This is a genomic window from Pseudomonas sp. REP124 (assembly GCF_020164475.1).
Lineage (GTDB): Bacteria > Pseudomonadota > Gammaproteobacteria > Pseudomonadales > Pseudomonadaceae > Aquipseudomonas.
In genome coordinates this window covers 21,318-36,483 of the sequence record NZ_JAIQWX010000030.1, presented here as the reverse complement: position 1 = coordinate 36,483, position 15,166 = coordinate 21,318, and the positions used below count along the sequence as shown (strand labels likewise).

The 15,166-nt window shown below is 60.6% G+C and carries 18 protein-coding genes; all 18 read left to right on the top strand.

All coding sequences use genetic code 11. The features are described from left to right. Window positions 1-4: 4 nt before the first annotated feature. The 18 genes from K9857_RS10260 to K9857_RS10175 all read left to right on the top strand — a co-directional run bounded on the left by K9857_RS10260 (window position 5) and on the right by K9857_RS10175 (window position 15,107). Window positions 5-259 (top strand): EscS/YscS/HrcS family type III secretion system export apparatus protein, encoded by a 255-nt coding sequence (locus K9857_RS10260; protein WP_128607088.1) that lies wholly within the window; start codon window positions 5-7, stop codon window positions 257-259. A gap of 4 nt (window positions 260-263) precedes the next feature. Beyond that, window positions 264-1,058: a type III secretion system export apparatus subunit SctT gene (sctT, locus tag K9857_RS10255; RefSeq protein WP_224535436.1), complete on the top strand. Its 795-nt coding sequence runs from the start codon at window positions 264-266 to the stop codon at window positions 1,056-1,058. After that, a complete protein-coding gene (locus K9857_RS10250; protein WP_224535435.1) occupies window positions 1,039-2,073 on the top strand; it encodes an EscU/YscU/HrcU family type III secretion system export apparatus switch protein in 1,035 nt (344 codons plus the stop codon). The genes sctT and K9857_RS10250 overlap by 20 nt, the downstream gene beginning before the upstream one ends. A gap of 341 nt (window positions 2,074-2,414) precedes the next feature. Then, entirely contained in the window at window positions 2,415-2,912 is a 498-nt protein-coding gene (gene sicA, locus K9857_RS10245) for a type III secretion system translocator chaperone SicA (protein WP_318011753.1), read from the top strand. A 2-nt stretch (window positions 2,913-2,914) separates the two neighbouring features. Further along, window positions 2,915-4,678 carry a type III secretion system translocon subunit SctE gene (gene sctE, locus K9857_RS10240; protein WP_224535433.1) on the top strand — a complete coding sequence of 588 codons (1,764 nt, stop codon included), beginning with the start codon at window positions 2,915-2,917 and terminating at the stop codon, window positions 4,676-4,678. 24 nt (window positions 4,679-4,702) lie between these two features. Further along, window positions 4,703-5,767 carry an IpaC/SipC family type III secretion system effector gene (locus K9857_RS10235; RefSeq protein WP_224535431.1) on the top strand — a complete coding sequence of 355 codons (1,065 nt, stop codon included), beginning with the start codon at window positions 4,703-4,705 and terminating at the stop codon, window positions 5,765-5,767. After that, window positions 5,768-6,880: an IpaD/SipD/SspD family type III secretion system needle tip protein gene (locus tag K9857_RS10230; RefSeq protein WP_224535429.1), complete on the top strand. Its 1,113-nt coding sequence runs from the start codon at window positions 5,768-5,770 to the stop codon at window positions 6,878-6,880. 266 nt (window positions 6,881-7,146) lie between these two features. After that, window positions 7,147-7,392, top strand: a complete 246-nt coding sequence (locus tag K9857_RS10225; RefSeq protein WP_224535427.1) for an acyl carrier protein — start codon at window positions 7,147-7,149, stop codon at window positions 7,390-7,392. Between the two features lie 233 nt (window positions 7,393-7,625). Continuing rightward, a complete protein-coding gene (locus K9857_RS10220) occupies window positions 7,626-9,119 on the top strand; it encodes a winged helix-turn-helix domain-containing protein (protein WP_318011752.1) in 1,494 nt (497 codons plus the stop codon). After that, window positions 9,116-9,580, top strand: a complete 465-nt coding sequence (locus K9857_RS10215) for a transglycosylase SLT domain-containing protein (RefSeq protein WP_224535423.1) — start codon at window positions 9,116-9,118, stop codon at window positions 9,578-9,580. Before K9857_RS10220 ends, K9857_RS10215 begins: the two co-directional genes overlap by 4 nt. 84 nt (window positions 9,581-9,664) lie before the next feature. Continuing rightward, the gene (locus tag K9857_RS10210) at window positions 9,665-10,834 is read left to right on the top strand and encodes a PrgH/EprH family type III secretion apparatus protein (RefSeq protein WP_224535421.1); all 1,170 of its coding nucleotides are present in this window, start codon (window positions 9,665-9,667) and stop codon (window positions 10,832-10,834) included. A 9-nt stretch (window positions 10,835-10,843) separates the two neighbouring features. Beyond that, a complete protein-coding gene (gene sctF, locus K9857_RS10205) occupies window positions 10,844-11,104 on the top strand; it encodes a type III secretion system needle filament subunit SctF (protein ID WP_175378607.1) in 261 nt (86 codons plus the stop codon). A gap of 59 nt (window positions 11,105-11,163) precedes the next feature. Beyond that, the gene (sctI, locus tag K9857_RS10200; protein ID WP_224535419.1) at window positions 11,164-11,472 is read left to right on the top strand and encodes a type III secretion system inner rod subunit SctI; all 309 of its coding nucleotides are present in this window, start codon (window positions 11,164-11,166) and stop codon (window positions 11,470-11,472) included. Further along, window positions 11,469-12,191 carry an EscJ/YscJ/HrcJ family type III secretion inner membrane ring protein gene (locus K9857_RS10195; protein WP_224535417.1) on the top strand — a complete coding sequence of 241 codons (723 nt, stop codon included), beginning with the start codon at window positions 11,469-11,471 and terminating at the stop codon, window positions 12,189-12,191. Before sctI ends, K9857_RS10195 begins: the two co-directional genes overlap by 4 nt. Further along, a complete protein-coding gene (locus K9857_RS10190) occupies window positions 12,178-12,744 on the top strand; it encodes a secretion system protein (RefSeq protein ID WP_224535415.1) in 567 nt (188 codons plus the stop codon). Before K9857_RS10195 ends, K9857_RS10190 begins: the two co-directional genes overlap by 14 nt. Continuing rightward, the gene (locus K9857_RS10185; protein ID WP_224535413.1) at window positions 12,716-13,390 is read left to right on the top strand and encodes an oxygen-regulated invasion protein OrgB; all 675 of its coding nucleotides are present in this window, start codon (window positions 12,716-12,718) and stop codon (window positions 13,388-13,390) included. Before K9857_RS10190 ends, K9857_RS10185 begins: the two co-directional genes overlap by 29 nt. Next, window positions 13,390-13,803: a hypothetical protein gene (locus tag K9857_RS10180; protein WP_224535411.1), complete on the top strand. Its 414-nt coding sequence runs from the start codon at window positions 13,390-13,392 to the stop codon at window positions 13,801-13,803. Before K9857_RS10185 ends, K9857_RS10180 begins: the two co-directional genes overlap by 1 nt. After that, window positions 13,797-15,107: a hypothetical protein gene (locus tag K9857_RS10175; protein WP_224535409.1), complete on the top strand. Its 1,311-nt coding sequence runs from the start codon at window positions 13,797-13,799 to the stop codon at window positions 15,105-15,107. The genes K9857_RS10180 and K9857_RS10175 overlap by 7 nt, the downstream gene beginning before the upstream one ends. Window positions 15,108-15,166: the final 59 nt, after the last annotated feature.

Below are 15,166 nucleotides of genomic sequence, written 5' to 3'. Positions count from 1 at the left end.
GGCCATGAACGATCTGGTGTATGCCGGCAACAAGACCCTGTACCTGATTCTGCTGATGGTGGCCTGGCCGATCATCGTCGCCACGGTGGTGGGGCTGGTGGTCGGCCTGATCCAGACCGTGACCCAGTTGCAGGAGCAGACCTTGCCCTTCGGTTTCAAGTTGCTGGCGGTCGCTGCGTGCCTGTTTTTGCTCTCGGGCTGGTATGGCGAAACCCTGCTGGATTTCAGTCGCGAAGTCATGCGTCTGGCCCTGGGTTAGCTCGATGTCGGTGATGCTGTTTTTCGACCTGTATGCCTGGTTCGCGGCGGCGCTGCTCGGGGTTGCCCGGCTGGCGCCGATCTTCTTCATGCTGCCGTTTCTCAACAGCGGCGTGCTCACCGGCGCGCCGCGTCAGGCGGTGATCGTGCTGGTGGCGCTGGGGTTCTGGCCCTATGTCGGGGTACCGCTGCCGGCTCTGGATGGGTTGGCGTTTTTCGGTCTGTTGCTGCGCGAGGCGGGCATCGGCGTCTTGCTGGGCTGTCTCTTGTGCTGGCCGTTCTGGGTGTTGCATGCCATGGGCAACCTGATCGACAACCAGCGCGGGGCAATGCTCAGCAGCACCGTGGACCCGGCCAACGGCGTCGATACTTCGGAGCTGGCGAACTTCCTGCAGTTGTTCGCCGCAGCGGTGTATCTCGAAGGCGGCGGCATGCTGCTGATGCTTGAAACCGTGGGCCACAGTTATCGCCTCTGCACGCCGGCGAACGGCTGCGAGGTGCAGCTGCAACCGATTCTGCAACTGCTCGATGCCCTGGTGAGCAAGACCTTGGTGATCAGCGCACCGGTGGTGGCAACGCTGCTGATCAGCGAAGCGTTGCTCGGTCTGCTCTCGCGTTACGCGCCGCAGATGAATGCGTTCTCGGTGTCGCTGACGATCAAGAGCCTGGTGGCGCTGGTGGTGCTGATGTTGTATTTCGGCGTGCACCTGCCGGACGAGGTGCTGCGCATGGGGATGAAATCCCAGGCTCTGGAACCGTATCTGCAAGGGGAGCAGGGCGATGTCATCCAGCGCCTCTAAAACCGAGAAACCCACGCCCAAGCGCCTGCGCGATGCGGCGCGCAAGGGCCAGACCTTCAAGGCCAAGGATCTGGTGATCACCTGCCTGACGCTGTGCGGCATCAGCTACATGGTGTTCAACAGCTCGCTGATCGAAGTCATGGAGGTCTATCGACGGATCATCGCCAGCGATTTCGATGCTGACTTGCAGAAGTACTCGGCGATGCTGGTGGTCGTGGGGCTCAAGGCGCTGTTGCCGTTGCTGCTGGTGTGCGTCCTGACCAGCGCGTTGCCTGCACTGCTGCAAAGCGGTTTCGCCCTGGCCAGCGAAGCCCTGAAGCTGAATTTCGGCGCGCTGAACCCGATCAACGGCTTCAAGAAACTGTTCAGCCTGCGCACCGTCAAGGACACCGTCAAAGCGCTGCTGTACCTGGGTAGTTTTGCCCTGGCACTGTGGATTGTCTGGATCACCCAGCGGCAATTGCTGTTCGCCCAACTGTTCGCCGAGGCGCCTGATCTGTTCGCCATCTGGGGGCGCCTGTTGCTGGTGCTGGTGCTGGCGTTTCTGCTTTGCGTGCTGCTGATCGTGGTGCTCGATGCGCTGAGCGAGTACTTCCTGTTCATGAAGGACCAGATGATGGACAAGGACTCGGTCAAGCGCGAACACAAGGAGCAGGACGGCAACCCGGACATCAAGCGCCGCCGCCAGGACCTGCATCGCGAGTTGCTGTCGGAGCAGGTCAAGTCCGATGTGCGCAACTCGCGAATGATCATCGCCAACCCGACCCACATCGCCATCGGCGTGTACTTCCGCCCGGAAATCACCGTACTGCCGTTCATCTCCCTGATGGAAACCAACCAGCGCGCCCTGGCTGTTCGTGCCTACGCCAGACAGGTCGGTGTGCCGGTCATCAACGACATCGCCCTGGCCCGACGCATCTTCAAGACCCACCAGCGCTATAGCTTTCTTCAGGTGCAGGAAGTCGAGGAAGTTCTGCGGTTGCTCATCTGGCTCGAACAGGTCGAGCAAGCCTGACAGACCCGACACGAACCCTGTAGGAGCGAGCACGCTCGCGATGGAGGCAGAGACACCGCGGGGTATCAGACAGCCAGCGTCATCGTTGACGACCATCGCGAGCAGGCTCGCTCCCACAGGTTCCACCGACCCCCTGTAGGAGCGAGCATGCTCGCGATGGAGGTACAGATACCGCGGGGTATCAGACAGCCAGCGTTATCGTTGACGACCATCGCGAGCAAGCTAGCTCCTACAGGGGGTGGGGGGATTCGGGGGTATGAGCGCAATTTGGCAGCGAGCCACCGGGCGCCTTTGGCTCAATGCCCCCGTCAGCCACGCTGACGTCTTTCAGGAGTGTGCTGATGAGTCGCAACAACCAACAAAACGAACAGGTCGCCCTCGAGGTCGTGGATGCGGTTCTGGCCGGGGCGCCGTTGAAGGATGTGCGGGGTATCAGCGATGAGCAGATGAACCACCTGTATGCCTTCGCCTACCAGTTCTACGAGCAGGGACGGCTGGACGATGCCGAGAAGTTCTTCCACTTCCTGTGCATCTACGACTTCTACAACAGCCAGTACTGGATGGGCCTGGCGGCGGTGCATCAACTCAAACACAACCACCAGAAGGCGATCGACCTCTACGCGATCGCCTTCGCCCAGGGCAAGAACGACTACCGGCCGATGTTCTACAGCGGGCAGTGCCAGCTCGCCCTGGGTCGGATCGGCAAGGCCCGATTGTGTTTCGAGTACGCGCTGGAGCACGCCACCCAGGACGATCTGCGAGAGCAGGCCCGGGTCTATCTCGAGAGCCTGAGCCATATGGAGATGCAGGCTTCAGTGGAAAAAGGATCAGAGGAATAAGCATGAGTGAAATCAGAAACAGCTTCCCGCCCGTCTTTCACGACGTTTTGAGCCGTTCGCAAGCCTTCGAAAAATACGGCAAGGCTGCCACTGAGGCGGCCAGGACCGCGGACTACCAGAAAGCCGGCCAGCAAGCGCTGGCGGACCTGATGTCGGTGAACTACGAAGGCCCACGTAGCGCAGCCGCCGCAGGCAGACCGATGCTGCATGCGCCGCCTCCTCGCGCTGACGGCAACAAGCCGGAAACCAACGGCGACCTGTTCACGCTGCTGATGGCGATGATCAGCGAGCTGATCGGTGAAGTGGATACCAACAAACTGAAGAACCGCCTGGCGATGCTGCAAAGCATGGCCGGCGCGAAACAGCAGGGCCATGAAAAGCTGGCCGCCGATTACGCCGCTGCCATCGAAGCATTGGAGGCAGCCGAAGGCGCCATCGGCAGCAGTCAGGAACAGCTCGATCAATTGCAGGAGCGCGTTAAACAGAGTCTGGCGTTGTTGCAAGCCTGCGAAGCGCGGCTGGCGCAACTCGACCCGCAATCACCCGAATACGCCAGCGAACTGGCCCTGCGCGATCAGCTCAAGAGTGACCTGGCGGGCCATACGCAAACCCTGGAAAAAGCCACCGATGCCCATCTGAAACTCATCGAAACCGCCAATGCCAGCGCCAGGGTTCTGGCCGCCGTGTCGGTGAAGGTGCAGGAGGCCGGTCTCGGTGGTTCCGCTATCAAGCAGTCCAATGAGAAGGCCCTGAGCAGTAGCGCCCTGGCCTTGCTCAATCGCCTGAAGATCATCGAAATGCTCGGTGAGTCCGCGCAGAACAAGGAAGAGCTCAGCCAGGAACTGTTCCAGGAATTGCAGGCCCGGCTTCAGGAACACATGAAGGCCGAATCGGAAAAATACCTGGAGGAAGTGCGCAAGGCCGAGGCGCTGCAAAAGACCATGGGCTGCATCGGCGCCATCGTCGGCGCGGTGCTGACCGTGGCGACCATTGCGGCCGGGGTGCTGACCGCCAACCCGGTGCTGATTGCAGTGGGGGTGATCGGCGCGGCGGTGATGATTTCCGATGCGGTGGTCAAGGAGGCGACGGGCACCTCGTTCATGGCCGAGGCCATGAAGCCCTTGACCACGGTGATGCAGGAAGCGATCAAACTGTTCACCGATCTCTACACGAAATTGCTGATAGCGGTGGGCGTCGATGAGGAAACCGCGAAAGAGATCGCGCAGATCGTCGGCATGATTCAGGGCATTGCTTCGACAATGGCCGCCATTGCCCTCGTGGCGGTGGTCGGGGCGCATGTGATCGGGCCGGTGATCGGCGCAGTGTCCTCGAAACTGGCGGCAATGGTCGCGCAGGCGGCGCCGGTGGCGATGCAGGCGCTCAAGCAGATGGCCTCATCGTTCGGCAACATGTTCACCCTGCTGCTCACGCAGTTGCGCAGCTTCGTCACCCATGGAGCCGATCCGGCGACCCTGGCGCGCATGGCCGCCAATCTGGAAATCGCTCAGGCCGTTACCGAGTTCAGCAATGTCACGGTGCAGGGCGGCCTGCAAATCCTTAGCGGAGCGCATCAGGAGCAGGCGGCCGAGCACCTGGCCGGCGTTCGGGAGCGAACTCTGATTGGCGAGCAAATCAGTGGCTACGTGGCCCAGTTGGTGGAGGACTACGGCAAGGCGATGCAGGACCGCACCCGGCAGGTTGAGCAGATCTTCGCCGATCTGCAACGCAGCCATTCCATCAGCCTGCAAATGGCTCGGCAGGTTTGATCCCGTGGATAAAAGGAATTCGAAATGACCGATATTAATGGCTATGGCGTGATCGCGCGCAGACCGATCGAATTGGAGGCAGTGGAAGTTGTCGCGGCGAAGAAAGCCGATGAATTTCGGCGCCCTGATATGGTCTCCGCAATGGCTGACAAGCAAATTTTGAGCACGCCCGAATTACGTACACCGACTGCCGCAGAGTTTGCTCAGGCAATCAACACCTACCAGCCCACTGAAGCGGATCTGGTCGACATGGAGGCCGCTCCCGCGCTGCTCAACGATGAGGTGCGCAACGACCTGGTGTTCGATCCCGGCGCCTGGGAGAAACACGCCAACGTCCTGGTGGCCGCGATCATCGCGCTGAACATCGCCCGGGTGGCCAACGCCCAGTTGCGCGGACACTTCGGCATCATGGCCGCCGACGCCGCCAAGGCCCAGGGCGCGGCGATCATCGAGTCGGGCAAGGCGTCACTGCACAGCGCAATCACCGCCGCGGCGGTCTCCGGTGCGATCGCCGGTTTCGCCATGGTCAAGACGTTCCAAGGGCAAGGGCTCAAGCACGCGGATATCAGCCAGAACCGCCGCAATGTCGTTGATGCGAACAACATCGAGCGCGATCTCAAGGCAGATCTCGGCCGCGATGACTGGGATCCGCAAACCACTTACCCGATCAAGACCTTCGACGATTTCGGTCGCATCACGACCGTCGACTTCAAGCCCAAGGGCACCTCGCTGACGCCTGACGAACAGAAGTGGTTTGAAGGGGAGATCCTCAAGGCGCAAAAGGTCGGACAGAACTCGGATTGGCTGAGCCAGATGGGCGGCAAGAGCATCGAAAAGAAACTGGAGCTCGGCCGCGCGTTCAATGCCATGTCGATGAGCATGAGCCAGGTGGTGTCCAACATCGTGCGGATGACCGAGCACGCCGCCCGGGAAAAGGAAGTGCTGCAGCAAAGCGCGCAGACCACGCAGAAGAGTCTGAGTGATGAATACGGGCAGAAGGATTCGGCGGATGCCGCGTTGCTGCAGAAAATAATGGAAATGGTCTTGCAGCTGTTTCAGTCGCGTGCCGCGCTGATTAGAGAGGTGTAAATGGCTAATGCAATTGGCATTGCGCAGGTCATTGCGCCTTTGCAGAAACCCGTAGTCGACGTTAATCGGGTCGATGAGGTTTCACTGCTTCCCGAGATGCTGGTTGAAGGTGTGGCGTTCACTCACGAGCAGATGATTGATCGTTCAATGAACGCGCTGAACCGCTCCTTCAACATGCTGCTCGGGTGCTGTCCGAAGGTTCCACCACTGATTCAGGAGCCGGAGGTCGACGGTTGGAAACATTTCTCCCTGGCGCATTCTGCCGTGGAGGAGTTTGTCTCACAGGTCGAAACCAGGCGGGTGCGCTGGCAAATATGGGAACAGCAACTGCGTAAGTCGGGTGTCGTGTTGGTGCATAGCCAACAGTGCCTGCCCGAACAGTCGCGTCAGTACGTTGAAGCCGCGCAAACGCAGATCTTGCGCGATCTGAAAGAACGGCATCCACCACCCGCGGAGATCGCCGAAGCCTTCGATCAGGCCATCAGTTCCTCCGACGACTTCTTTGAAAAACTGCTGGAGCTGATCGACCTGATCAAGAACGGCTACCTCGCCGGCTACGAGCACATCATCGCCGCGTATTCGGACTTCTTCGCCGACTTCAACAAGGACATCACCGCGAAGCTCAAGGAGTGGATTCAGGGGGCGAACGACGGCAAGGAGGTCAAGATAAACGCCGGCGAAATCCGCCTGGCCCTGCAGGCGCTGATCAACAAATACTCCCACCCCAATCCCGCGTCAGTGCTGTTCCCGGCCCCCGGCATGGGCGGCGCGACCCGTGAGGAAGCGGAAAAGTGGCGCCAGGCCCTGGGCCTGCCTGCCAGTTGTCTGAAGCAGAATGCCGACGGCACCTACAGCGTGGTCATGGACCTCAGCCCGTTGACGATCATGCGCGACAGCCTGCCGCCCAATGTGTTCTGGATCACCTGGGACACAGCGAAATTCCAGGCCTGGCAAACCGGCTTCAACGCCCAGGAAGAACGCATGAAAAACCTGCTGCAGTCCTTGACCCAGAAGTATTCGAACGCCAATTCCTACCACGACAACTTCAACAAAACCCTGTCCTCGCACCTCAACCAATACGCCGACATGCTCAAAGCCATGTTGAATTTCTGACCCCGCCTTACCTGTAGGAGCGAGCACGCTCGCGATGGTGGTCAACGATGACGCTGGCTGTCTGACACCCCGCGGTGTTCTTGAGTCCATCGCGAGCATGCTCGCTCCTACAGTGGATTTGCGGTGAACACAAAACCTGTAGGAGCGAGCACGCTCGCGATGGTGGTCAACGATGACGTTGGCTGCCTGACACCCCGCGGTGTTCTTGCGTCCATCGCGAGCATGCTCGCTCCTACAGGGGCCGGTGAAATCAAGGAAAACATTCAATGCTGGAAATCGAGAATCAAGTCATCCGAGTATTGTCGGATTACTTCAAATCCACCCGACGCAACATCACACCAGATTCCCGACTGATCGAAGACCTCTACATCGACTCCATGAGCCTGGTGGAACTGGTCATGGCCCTGAATGAATTCTTCGCGATCGAACTGCCCGAAGACGAAGTCGCGCATTGGAAAACCGTGCGAGATATCTGCACCTCGATAGTCAGTTGCCCACACATCATGTCGTAGATTCCTACGCCTTCTGAGTCACCGACCCTACGGAAACATCCCACACAACTTCCTATAGTCACGCCGCTTTTCATCTGGAGCCTGCCACCGTGCAGGCTCCGTGCGTTTCGTACCTTTCTATAGAGAAGTCTCAGAGTATGGACAGGGCATCCGATCGAACGCCGGTCAATTCTTTCGTGTTTGGCCAGTGGCTTTTGCAAGGCGATGGAACGCTGATACGGGATGGCGAAGGCGTGCACGTCCCACCCAAGGAGTCGAGTGTGCTGCGCCTGTTGCTCAAGTCATCCGGCACGGTCATCAGCAAACACCAGCTGCTCGACGACGTCTGGCCTGAAACCTATGCCGCCGAAGAGTCCCTGACCCGCTGCATTTACTCACTGCGCAAACTGCTGCGCGAAGACAAGGACTTCATTGCGACGGTGTATGGCCAAGGTTATCGATTCACCTGTCCGGCGGTGGAACTCGATGCACCGCACCCGACGCGCACCGCATCACCCTCACTGGCTGTCCTGCCGTTTCGGCATGCGGACGAAGCGGCAGCGCTGGATCTGCAGGATGTGATCATCCGCCAGTTGAGCACGGCGTTCGGCGAGTCGCTGCGGGTCATTCCCTCTGGATTGATGGATCACACGACATCTCTGGATGCGCGGTCGCAGGTGCAGCGTCTGGCGGCGGATTATTGCCTGAGCGGGCGCTGTATCCGTCAGGGCGACCATCAACACTGGTCGATCGAACTGATCCGCGGCAGCGACCACGTGCTGCTGCATGGGCAGACGCTGGACGCCTGCGATCTCAGCGAGGCACTCGGCGCCCTGACGTCCATGGTGGCGCAGCGGATGACAGGCTTGCGTCCGGCCGGTGAGGCTTGCGCGTCGTATCCCGCGGCGGTGGCCTGGCTCAACGGCCTGTGCAGCCTGCAACAACACACGCCGCAAAGCCTGCGTGATGCCTTGGTGCAGTTTCGCCAGTGCCTGAAGCTGGATGCCGGATACGCGCCGGCCTGGTGCGGTCTGGCGGATGCATGGCTGGGACAGGCGATGATCGGCCTGTGTTATCAGGGGCGGGCGATGGAGCAGGCGCAATCGGCGATTTCCAGTGCCTTGACTCGCGACCCGGGCAATCTGTCGGCACTGACGCGCCTGGCCTTGCTCACCAGTCTGCGTGGCTGCGAGCAGGCGGCCCAGGTGCTGTTCCAACGTTGCCTGCTGAACGCCGATCAGGCTGACGCGCATTACTTTCACGCCTGGCATCACTGGTACTGGCGGCGCAATGAGCAGGCGGCGCAAAGCATTGAACGCAGCCTGCAGCATGACCCCGACAGCGTGCGGGCTCAGGTCTTGCGTTTGCGTATCGCGCTGGCGCAAGGGGCGGAATCGACGGTGCTCATGGCCCGTCGAACCCTGCAGCAAGGTGCTGTGGCCAATTCGTTGCTGGTGATTCTGAATGCCGTGGTGCTGGCGTATTTCGGCCAGCATGCGGCGGCCTGGCATGAACTGGAACAGGTCGGGCTGGCGCAAAGCGCAATCGGCGAGCAGGGGCTGGCGGCGTGGAACGTGCTGTTCGGGGTCAACCCGCTCAATGCCCGCAACCAATACGCAAACTGGCTGTGCCTGGCAAGGACGGGCACGCCGGACGGGCTGATGGTGGCGCCGCTCTGGGGCTCGCTGCAGCGTGCCCCGGATTTTCGCCATTGCGAAACGTTGCCCAGTGAGCGGCGTCTGGCATGAGCGTGCACAGGATCAAGTCGCTGCTCATGCTCGCTTGTTTTGGCGCGGCTCAGGCACAGGCGTTTTGCTGGGATCGGGCGGGCCAGCTCCACCGGATCGAACCCGAACTGCTGCAGGCGATCGCCGAAGTCGAGTCCGGCCACAAACCCGGTGCAATCAACCACAACAAGGATGGCTCACGGGATATCGGCCTGATGCAGATCAACAGCATCCATCTGCCGCGCTTGAGTGCCCAGGGCATCACCGAGCAACGCCTGCTGGACGAACCCTGCCTGTCGGTGGAAGTCGGCGCCTCGGTGCTGGCCGGTTTTGTCGCGCGATATGGCTACAACTGGACGGCAGTGGGGGCCTACAACGCCGGCAATTCGCCGGATCGACAAGCGGCGCGCCTGCGCTATGCGCGCAAGGTCTGGCAGCGCTATCAACGACTCACGCTGACGCAAAAACAGCGGGGATTCTGATCGGGTTCAGCAGAATTCGATCAGGAACTCCCAATTCCACCTTCCTAACATGCCGGCTCATTTCATCGCTCTGGAGTGTGAACGGTGACAGACCCGACAGCCGTCCCTCAGCCCTGTGTACTGCGGATACTCAACGGTCCGCTGCAGGGCTGCGAATTTCCCCTTGTGCAATCCATCACCCTGTTCGTGGTGGGCGCGGTGGAGTTGCTGGGAGACGGGAAGCTTGCTGCCAGCGTTCCCGCCGAGGCCATCTTCGTGCCGTTGGCCGAGGGCGGATGCAATTTCGAAGTGCTCGCCGATCACCTTTCCAACGATGGCCTGATGCTGCGGTTGCTCGGCGATTCCGAGGAATTGCTCCACGGCAGGTTTCACACGCGGGTGCAGGTCGGCGGCCTGCAAATCGCCCTGCGTCCTGGCGATCAGGCCTGGTCACCCGAACTTCTGCTCAAACAACCCAGCCCCTCGCTCGACACCGAGAAATTCGAGTCTCAAGGCAAGCCCTGGACTCGATGGCTGGCCGGCGGCTTTGTCGCGGTGGCGTTGGCCGTCGCTGCCACCCTCTGGTCGATACCGCAGCCCACCCCTGAAACCGATATCCGCGCCTTGATCACTGGCGCCAGCGCCGAGGTCGAAGTGCTGCGGGGCCGAGATGAGACGGTGTATGTCTTCGTCTCATCCGAACGCGATGCCGGCTGGAGCCGACAGGTGCTGATGCGCAGCAACTCCCCGTCGGCCAAAGTGCTGGTGACGGATCAGGAACGACGACGGCTGGAGCAGCTGCTGTTCGAGCATGATCCGCAGCTGGTCTGGCACTCCCTCGACTTTAAGAACCCGTCCGCGCCACGCCTGCTGCTCAGCGCCCAGCGCAATCTGCTGACGCCGCACAAACAGCAGGAATTGACCGATGCACTGCTGGCCGCCGCGCCCTATACCCGGGACATCGCCGTGCATTTCCAGGATGACCACCTGCTCGCGGATCTCGCCGAGGAAGGCCTGCAACGCCTGTCGCTGAGCTTCGACCGCGTCGAGCACGGCGACAGCGTCACCTTCGCGCTGACCGGCAATCTGCAGGACGTCGAACTCGCCGCCGCCCGTGACTACGTCGACGGTTTCCATCGCCAGTGGGGAGATCGCTACGTGCATTTCACGGTGGAGCTCAAGGACGACGGGCTCAAGGACAAATCCTTTCAAACCGGCCCCCAGGGCTACATCAAGACGACCGCGTCGTCCTGGCATTTTCCAACTCCACGATAAAGGTGACTCATGGCTGACATTGGTATCCCCATCGAATTTCCCGATGACTTTCTCGGTCGCCAGGCCGATGCGTTCGAAAAGGGCGCGGAAAAACTCAAGGAAGCGCTGGACGAAGCGCTGGAAAAGCTCAAGGACGATGCGTCGGACCCTGCGTTGTTGGCGGCCTATCAAACCGCCTTCTCCTCCTACACCGTGTTCCGCAACGCCCAGACCAACACGATCAAGGGCTTCAAGGACATCGACATGGCGATCATCCAGGCCGCTCGCTGACGTTCGTTTTTCCATCGGCCATGGATTGCCGTCCGTGGCCACTGACCTGAGTACATGCCATGCCTGTTGCGGACATTTCCCTTTTTGACATCCAGCCCACGGCTTTCAGCGAACTGCGCGGCCCGCAGGACGGCCCGATCGTCTCCCTCGAATCGCGCATGATCGAGGCCTTTGCCGGCTCCGCGGTCGACAGCGAAAAGCAGGTCTCGGCGATCAATCAATTGCTGCAGCGCCCGGATATCACCGACCCCGAAGTGCTCAGCCAGTTGCAGGACCTGAGCGGGCAGTACAACGTCGAGATCAACCTGCTCAACGTGCTGGTGCGCAAGGCGGTGGGCACAGCAGAAACCTTGTTGCGCGCTTCATGAAGCCGGGTGTGTGGCTGGTGCTTTTGTGCCTGGCGCTGGCGGGCTGTCGCCAGCCGAATCTGCTCGAAGGGCTGGACCAGCAGCAGGCCAACGAAGTGCTGTCGGTGCTGCAACGCAACAACATTGCGGCGGTGAAAGTCGATGCCGGCAAGACCGGCTACACGGTGAAGATCGATCAGGTGGATTTTTCCGCCGCGGTGGATCTGCTCAACCTCTATTCGCTGCCTTCGCGGCCACGCCTGCAAGTGGCCGAAATGTTTCCCGCCGATACGTTGGTGGCCTCGCCCCGGGCGGAAAAGGCCCGGCTGTATTCGGCGCTGGAGCAGCGCCTGGAACAGTCACTGAATGTGCTCGAAGGCGTGGTCTCGGCGCGGGTCCATGTCAGTTATGACCTGGATGCCGGCGAGGGTGGGCGCAAATCGCCGCCCATTCACCTGTCGGCGGTGGCGATCCATGAGCGCGACGTCGAGCCGCAATTGCTGATCACCGACATCAAGCGATTTCTCAAGAACAGCTTTGCCGGCGTCGACTACGAAAATATCTCCGTGGTGCTGTCCAAGCGCTCGCCGACCCAGCATGTCGCGCCCACCGTGGCGGCCAGGCAGGAGCCTTCGCGGGGCATCTGGTTGCTGGGTCTGGTGGGCGTGGTGGTGTTGGCGGGGGCAGTGACTTTCGCTTATCTGCGCCTGAGTGCGGGGCGGCGTGATGGCGTGCGCTGAAGGTATGCAGGCGATTCTTGCCGAGCCTCTGGATTATCTGCACCCGCAACGCCTGTGCGTGCCGGCACAGTTTCGCGGATCCGAGGCGCGTCAGGTGCTCAATCGGATCGTGTTTGAAGGACTGCAGTTACAGAGTCCGTGGCCGGCGACTGAGCTGAGCGCCACGGCCCGGCAATGGGTCCTTCATTGGTGGCAATTGCCCTACATCGCCGGGCTGATGGGCGCCTGGCGCCTGATGCCGGAACTGACCCGAGGTGGGGCGCTGCTGCGCTTGCCGTTGTCGATGCGCCGCTTCGCCAGTTGCAGCCTGGGTGTGCGAGGCGCGCTGCCGATCGACTGTCCGGTGATTTCAATGCAAGTGGTCGAGGCTGCGGGTCTCAATGCTTTATGCGGCTGGTACGAGCAGGTGCCTGCACTGTTGATCGAACGTCTGCTCCTGCAATTTTCCCCACCGGTAGTTCGCCTGCATGAACAGTGGCCCATGGCGAAACCCGACCCGGCTCTTTTCCATATGGCGGTGCAGCATGCTCGACTCTATCCGAACCCTGACTGACCTCCCGGACCCGGGCGAAGTGCATCTGTGCCGCGAAGACATCGCCGCCGCACGCCGCCGTCGCGCCTTGCAGCTGCAGGCGCAGGGTTGGGCCCGAGAATGCGTCGACCAGGCCCGATGCGACGCCGAAGCGATTCATGCCCAGGCCTTTCAGGAAGGCTATGCCGAGGGTGTCTTGCGCGTGACCGAACACTTGGCCGAAAGCCTGCTGGCATCACGGACGTTGGCAGCGCAGTTGCGCAAAGACGTGGCGCAGGCTGCCGGGGATTTGCTCGCGCAAACCTTGAGTCGCCCCGAATGGCTGGACGACATGCTCGAACGCTGGCTGGCAGAACAAGCCCATGACGCGAGCGCGGTGCTGTACCTGTTGCTGCCGGCGCACTGGCGCTCACGCAGCCATGAATTGCGCGAGCGGTTGCACAGGCTCTGGCCCGGCGAGTTGGTGTTCGATTTTCAAGCCCAGGAGCGTTATCTGCTGCGCCTTGGTGATCAGTTGCTGGAGTTCGATATCGCGGCGGCTCGACAGAGGCTGGAGCCGCGGTTGCTGGCGTGCGTCGAACAACCTGCCGGCCTCGGCGCGCTCGCTGGATCGCAAGTCGAAACGGGCTCTGACGGACCTGTGTGCAAGTTTTGCGGGGGTGCCTGATGAAGATTGAATCGGTGAGCGGTAGCAACGCGTTCAAGAGCGAGACCTCGACGGTCGAATCCTTGGAGTCACGGTTGTCAGCAAACCTGCGACCGGACCCTGAGTTCGAGCGTTTGTATCAACAGTTGCTGGCCATGGAAGGGCAGGGCGGGAAGGCGATTCATGAGTATCTGCGAACGCTGCGCGGCGCCGATGGAGAGTCCCGGGCGTACCCATCGGCCAAGGCATTGCTGGCGGTGACGTTGCAGGTACTGGTGCGCTTGAAGGACGAAAAACTGCAGGACTCGCCGATTTACATGGAAGTCAGCGCCGCGAACGCGCTGGCATTCAGCGTGGATCTTTTTGTGAAGGGGTTCATGCGCGAGGTGTTTCAGCCAATGGGTGATGATGCTTGGGAGAAGAGTGAATGGTGACGGTAGGGACAGGATCATCGGCCGCCAGGTCCGCTGGGCAGGACATCGAGCTGACCGATGTCTCCTCGGCGGCAGAGGTCAATCGTGTTGATCTTTCTGCGCTGACTTTGTCTGGTTTTCAGGCGAGTGATCTGGGTACGCCGAGGGAAGTCGCAGCGGGCTTTGAGCTCATGGATCGTGCCATTAGCCATGAATTGACGACGATCTCGCAGAGCCTGGGACAAACCGATACAGATGTGCTGCGGGCCGGCGAAATTTTTGTGATTGAAGGGAGACTGCCTGAAGGGGCGGTTCATTCAGAGCTCTTTAGATTGGCGATGCAGCGCTGTGCAAATGCCGAGCAAACTCCGACAAGCCGCATGAGCGCCTTACTTCAAGTGGGGCTGGAGTGGTTCGATGCAGCCAAAGGACCTGCGATCAACCTGGCCAATATCGTAGGGCGCGGGGGACTGATTATTATGATCAGCAAACTGGCGCAACATTTCGCGACTTTGCGCATCAAGGAAGCCATGGACGCCGACTCACCCGAAGCCTGGTCCGTGGCGGCCACGGCAACGATCGGGGCCGCATCAATCTTGATAGGGGCTATTCGAGATGAGTGCAACGAGGCGGGGACCTTTGCATCGCGTTTTGGGCGGGGCTGCATGCTGGCTCTTCTTTTGGCTGCGTACATGACGGCGCGGTCCTGCAAAGCGCCCGGGTTGTTTCCGGCGATGGCCGGTGTAACGCTTTACACCCTCATCAGAGACTTTCTGAACACCTGTTTTCCCATGCGGGACAACGCAGGGCCGGTCACAGCTTCGGGTACCGGGGCTACGGCGATCATGTATGGAGTAGTGCAGTCCCTGCTGCCGTTGGCAGGGCAGTTTATTCCACCGAGCCATGACGAAGGCTACCGTTTGCTTCCGGATCTGATGCGAGCGGGACTGGATACTTCTGGTCTGGTACTGGATGACATTGTTTTCATGCTTTGCAGGGAATGCCGTTTGTTTAATCCGTCGTCTTTTCCCGACCCTGAATCCATGCAGGAGCGTGTCGCGTTAGAGGTGCGTGCCGGTGCACGGCGACCAACGCTCACACATTTGTTGAATTCGTTCTTCGGCATTGCGGGTCTCCGGCTCTCGGCGGGTCATGTGTTCACATTGTCACTGGGGGCATTGATGACGTCCCTTGATGAGGCCGGCGTGGAAGATAAAAGGTTTTACCTGAGCTTCGCCATTCTGGTGCTGGCGGTGATGGTTTACCTGCCGCTGGTCCTCGGAACCCTCAGTCGACCCCAGCCCGCTCCTGCACTGCCTGAATGAACCCAGGCAAAGCAGTCGCCTGTGCGCCCCGTGCCGGCTATAATCGCCGGCACTTTTTG

Excerpts from the sequence above, each read along its gene's own strand:
- K9857_RS10260 (WP_128607088.1), top strand. The coding sequence starts at position 5 with ATGAACGATCTGGTGTATGCCGGCAACAAGACCCTGTACCTGATTCTG.
- sctT (WP_224535436.1), top strand. The coding sequence starts at position 264 with ATGTCGGTGATGCTGTTTTTCGACCTGTATGCCTGGTTCGCGGCGGCG.
- K9857_RS10250 (WP_224535435.1), top strand. The coding sequence starts at position 1,039 with ATGTCATCCAGCGCCTCTAAAACCGAGAAACCCACGCCCAAGCGCCTG.
- sicA (WP_318011753.1), top strand. The coding sequence starts at position 2,415 with ATGAGTCGCAACAACCAACAAAACGAACAGGTCGCCCTCGAGGTCGTG.
- sctE (WP_224535433.1), top strand. The coding sequence starts at position 2,915 with ATGAGTGAAATCAGAAACAGCTTCCCGCCCGTCTTTCACGACGTTTTG.
- K9857_RS10235 (WP_224535431.1), top strand. The coding sequence starts at position 4,703 with ATGACCGATATTAATGGCTATGGCGTGATCGCGCGCAGACCGATCGAA.
- K9857_RS10230 (WP_224535429.1), top strand. The coding sequence starts at position 5,768 with ATGGCTAATGCAATTGGCATTGCGCAGGTCATTGCGCCTTTGCAGAAA.
- K9857_RS10225 (WP_224535427.1), top strand. The coding sequence starts at position 7,147 with ATGCTGGAAATCGAGAATCAAGTCATCCGAGTATTGTCGGATTACTTC.
- K9857_RS10215 (WP_224535423.1), top strand. The coding sequence starts at position 9,116 with ATGAGCGTGCACAGGATCAAGTCGCTGCTCATGCTCGCTTGTTTTGGC.
- sctF (WP_175378607.1), top strand. The coding sequence starts at position 10,844 with ATGGCTGACATTGGTATCCCCATCGAATTTCCCGATGACTTTCTCGGT.
- sctI (WP_224535419.1), top strand. The coding sequence starts at position 11,164 with ATGCCTGTTGCGGACATTTCCCTTTTTGACATCCAGCCCACGGCTTTC.
- K9857_RS10195 (WP_224535417.1), top strand. The coding sequence starts at position 11,469 with ATGAAGCCGGGTGTGTGGCTGGTGCTTTTGTGCCTGGCGCTGGCGGGC.
- K9857_RS10190 (WP_224535415.1), top strand. The coding sequence starts at position 12,178 with ATGGCGTGCGCTGAAGGTATGCAGGCGATTCTTGCCGAGCCTCTGGAT.
- K9857_RS10185 (WP_224535413.1), top strand. The coding sequence starts at position 12,716 with ATGCTCGACTCTATCCGAACCCTGACTGACCTCCCGGACCCGGGCGAA.
- K9857_RS10180 (WP_224535411.1), top strand. The coding sequence starts at position 13,390 with ATGAAGATTGAATCGGTGAGCGGTAGCAACGCGTTCAAGAGCGAGACC.
- K9857_RS10175 (WP_224535409.1), top strand. The coding sequence starts at position 13,797 with ATGGTGACGGTAGGGACAGGATCATCGGCCGCCAGGTCCGCTGGGCAG.